At 43.3% G+C, this 3,396-nt stretch carries 5 protein-coding genes; 3 read left to right on the top strand and 2 right to left on the bottom strand.

Annotated features, from left to right (window positions below; genetic code table 11):
* Positions 1-80 precede the first annotated feature (80 nt).
* Complete coding sequence (locus tag SCJ97_11550) at positions 81-287, top strand: twitching motility protein (protein ID MDW7740665.1); 207 nt, start codon at positions 81-83, stop codon at positions 285-287.
* Positions 288-506: 219 nt separating this feature from the next.
* On the opposite strand, the gene SCJ97_11545 is transcribed toward SCJ97_11550, so the two are convergent.
* Together SCJ97_11545 and SCJ97_11540 are read right to left on the bottom strand one after the other, a co-directional pair.
* Positions 507-731, bottom strand: coding sequence for a hypothetical protein (locus SCJ97_11545; protein MDW7740664.1), 225 nt, complete (start codon positions 729-731; stop codon positions 507-509).
* 173 nt (positions 732-904) lie between these two features.
* Positions 905-1,267, bottom strand: coding sequence for a DUF6516 family protein (locus tag SCJ97_11540; GenBank protein MDW7740663.1), 363 nt, complete (start codon positions 1,265-1,267; stop codon positions 905-907).
* Between the two features lie 219 nt (positions 1,268-1,486).
* Here SCJ97_11540 and SCJ97_11535 point away from each other — a divergent pair, with 219 nt between their 5' ends.
* A complete protein-coding gene (locus tag SCJ97_11535) occupies positions 1,487-2,326 on the top strand; it encodes a type IV toxin-antitoxin system AbiEi family antitoxin domain-containing protein (GenBank protein ID MDW7740662.1) in 840 nt (279 codons plus the stop codon).
* Positions 2,313-3,299, top strand: coding sequence for a nucleotidyl transferase AbiEii/AbiGii toxin family protein (locus SCJ97_11530; protein ID MDW7740661.1), 987 nt, complete (start codon positions 2,313-2,315; stop codon positions 3,297-3,299). The genes SCJ97_11535 and SCJ97_11530 overlap by 14 nt, the downstream gene beginning before the upstream one ends.
* Positions 3,300-3,396 lie beyond the last annotated feature (97 nt).

Genomic DNA, 3,396 nt, shown 5'->3' with positions numbered 1-3,396 from the left:
GGCTTCTACTGTTGAATTAGTTGGAGAGGAATTGCATCGCTACATCAAAGAACATTGGGATTAAGATATCAAAGCATTAAATGGAACTTAAAGAAAACCAATCAGCTTTGATCCTTGAAATTGACGATCAAGGTGAAATCTCAGTTGATGTGGCTTCAGCCAACCATGACGGATTAACATCGTTATTGTGCCAAGCTATTGCCGAGAAACTGCTAAATGATCCTGAATCCCAAGAAGAATTGATGGATATGATAGGTGATGGTGAAAATGAATCCCGATCTAGATGACCAGCGAAATGAAGTTCTAAGAAAGGTTGGTCGGAACGTGGTTCTTTTCCAACAGTTCGAAGTAATGCTTAAGTTTTTGGTAACTCATGGAAGGCTTTCTGGATATGTTCGTGAACTGGAAGACACAAGTTGGCAGCTGAAAAGGACAAGGAATAGAATTTGCCTAATATGTAACCGGAGGACGAGCAGAAAGTCGAATCTTAGTTCCTCGACCCTCCATTACAAGGAAAGCTGACGAGTTGGTGAACTGTAATGGAGTCCAAATTCCACTTTGAAGTCAGTGGCCTGGACCTGCGGGATTATCCTCCCTTCCTTTTTAACCAGTTTGACGATCCCGTATTTCTCCATCGTCTTGAGCGTTTTTGAAAGATTGGATTTCTTTCTCTGGGTAATCCGTTCCAGATCTGTAATGGAATTTGGCTTGTTGTCGATTATTATGCGCAATAATTCTTGATTCTCATTGCTAAGGACTTGCGACATGGATTTGACGGACTCAAACCATACCTTGGGCTCGTCTTTCCGTGGTTTGTAGTCACCTTTGGCAATAGCTAAGGTCCTTTTAATATAATTCTTTTTTGAGATGATGCCGACTTTTAAGACTCGAGTTGCCATGAGGTTCACCCTGAAATAATATTTTCTACATCGTTCCAGAAATCACGAAGGAGATTGTAAGCAGTTTCAAATTCATACGAGGAAATCTTTTCGTTTTCATGCTTGTGATCCCAAACGATCCTTTTGCCACTGAACCGTTTTCTTCTTGGTTTCTTGATCCCATGGGCATTGTCATAGCCAATAATCCGCCTGTTATTTTTGTCGTGGAGGGTTAATGAATATCTAATGCCATGGGGTATATGCTCGGTCGGATCTACCCGGCGAGCTTCGAATTTTACCCAATACCATTCGTCTATCGCGAAGATTTCTCCGTCAAGGTCTAAGAGAGTTTCGAGGCCGATTTCCACAACCTCTTTTTTTTGAACCACGTATCACGCCTCGAATGATATTTGTTATGATTAGATCATAACCCTTGGCAAGAGGTTTGTCATTTTTTTTCTTCCAAAATGTACTTTCATGCATGGAGACCGTGTTATTAATTTCTTGACGAAATTCATCAAAACCACTAATTTGTTTAGTGGTTCTGCTTATTTTCTTCAAGTAAGTGGATTTTTTTACCCACTTGAACATTTTGATCAAAACAGCTAATGAATTTAGTGGTTTTGATCAAAATAATCAAATTACACATGGACGTAAAAAGTTTTTTTGCACAACATCCGGTTTTCACTGCTTCAGAATTTACTGAATATCTGAACAGAGGAGAGAAGGGGAATGTCAGTACACGTGATAATTTGTTGGCTTATCATGTGAACAAAGGACAACTGCTTCGTATAAAGCGGGGATTATACGCTGTTATACCTGCAGGCATTACCCCGGTTGATTTTCCGGTAGACCCTTATCTGCTGGCTTCAAGAATGGCTGATGATGCCATCCTTGCATACCATACAGCTCTTGATATCCACGCCAAAAGCTATTCGGTGTACAATCAATTTCTGTTTCTTACGGAACGCGCGATCCGGCCCATGTCTTTTCGCAGTTATAGGTTTAAGGCAGTTCGCCCTCCCGGGACTTTGCTTAAAAAAGGAAAGTTGGAATATGGGATCAGGTCAATGGAGAGAAGCGGCCTGGAACTGAAGGTAACCGGTCTGGAGAGAACACTTGTTGACCTGCTTGATCGACCGGAATTTGGCGGGGGATGGGAAGAAATCTGGCGTTCGTTGGAATCAGTCGAATTCTATAATATTGATGAAGTGGTTGAATACGCTCTTTTGTTAAATAATGCGACCACAGTTGCCAAGGTAGGGTTTTTCCTGGAGAAGAATGACAAAAGATTCTTCGTTGACCAGAAACATCTGAAAACACTGATGGCAAGGATACCCAGAAAGCCCCATTATATGGATAAGCACCTCAAGGGGCGGTTCATAAGCAAGTGGAACCTGATAGTGCCGGATATGATACTTGAGAAAAGTTGGAGTGAGGTGCTATGAGATTTTCCAGAGAACTGCTGGTCAGAGAGGCACAGCAAAGGGGTTTCCGGCCGGAGATCCTGGAAAAGGTTTTTCAGCTGCTTCACCTTTTGTCTTCATTCTCAGTCACCCTTATCTACGTGACCGGATTGTGCTCAAGGGCGGCACTGCATTGAACCTGTTTTATTTCGATGTGCCGAGACTCTCTGTGGATATTGATTTGAATTACATCGGTTCGGTTGAACGGGAGACAATGCTCCAGGAACGACCGCTGGTTGAGGAAGCTGTTCAGGCAGTCTGCCGCAGGGAAGGTTTTGCCGTCCGCCGTCAACCACCGGAGCATGCTGGTGGAAAGTGGTTATTGCGGTATGAAAGTGGACTCGGACAGGGAGGTAATCTTGAAGTTGATTTGAATTTCATGTTTAGGGAACCGTTATATTCTACTGTCAGGATGGGCTCCAGGCTATCGGTCGGTTCGTCCCGGTTAGAGGGTGTTCCGGTTCTTGATATTCAGGAACTGGCTGCCGGCAAACTTGCTGCTCTGATGAGCCGACAAGCCAGTCGGGATCTTTTCGATGTCCATCTGCTCCTCAGGCAACATGAATTAGATATTCAAAAATTGCGCCTGGCATTCGTAGTCTATGGCGCTATGAACAGAAAAGATTGGCGTACTGTATCGCTGGATGATGTCAATTTCGATACCCCTGAATTTGAAAGTCAGCTTGTTCCGGTTCTCAGAGAAGCTCTGGCAGAAGATATGAACTTGCAGGAATGGACAGGTGTCTTGGTGGATGAATGTCGTCAGGCATTACGCACCTTATTGCCGCTAAGTGAAAAGGAAATTGAATTTCTCGCAAAGATTAATGAGCTGGGACAAATAGCTCCTGATCTGTTAACCGCAGATAGAAGCATGCAGGAAAAAATTACCCGGCATCCCCTGCTCAAATGGAAGGCCCAGAATGTTCAAGAATATACAAACCGTGGCGGCAGGTAATTTTTTTCTGAAATAATGGTGATAAGTTCGCAAAAACCTAGACTGGCATATCTGCCGAGTCGACAATATTTGGTGAGTTTATGCCACCATTTGTAAT

Source organism: Bacillota bacterium, from assembly GCA_033549065.1.
GTDB lineage: Bacteria > Bacillota > Dethiobacteria > DTU022 > DTU022 > JAWSUE01.
This window is presented reverse-complemented; position numbering and strand designations above follow the sequence as displayed.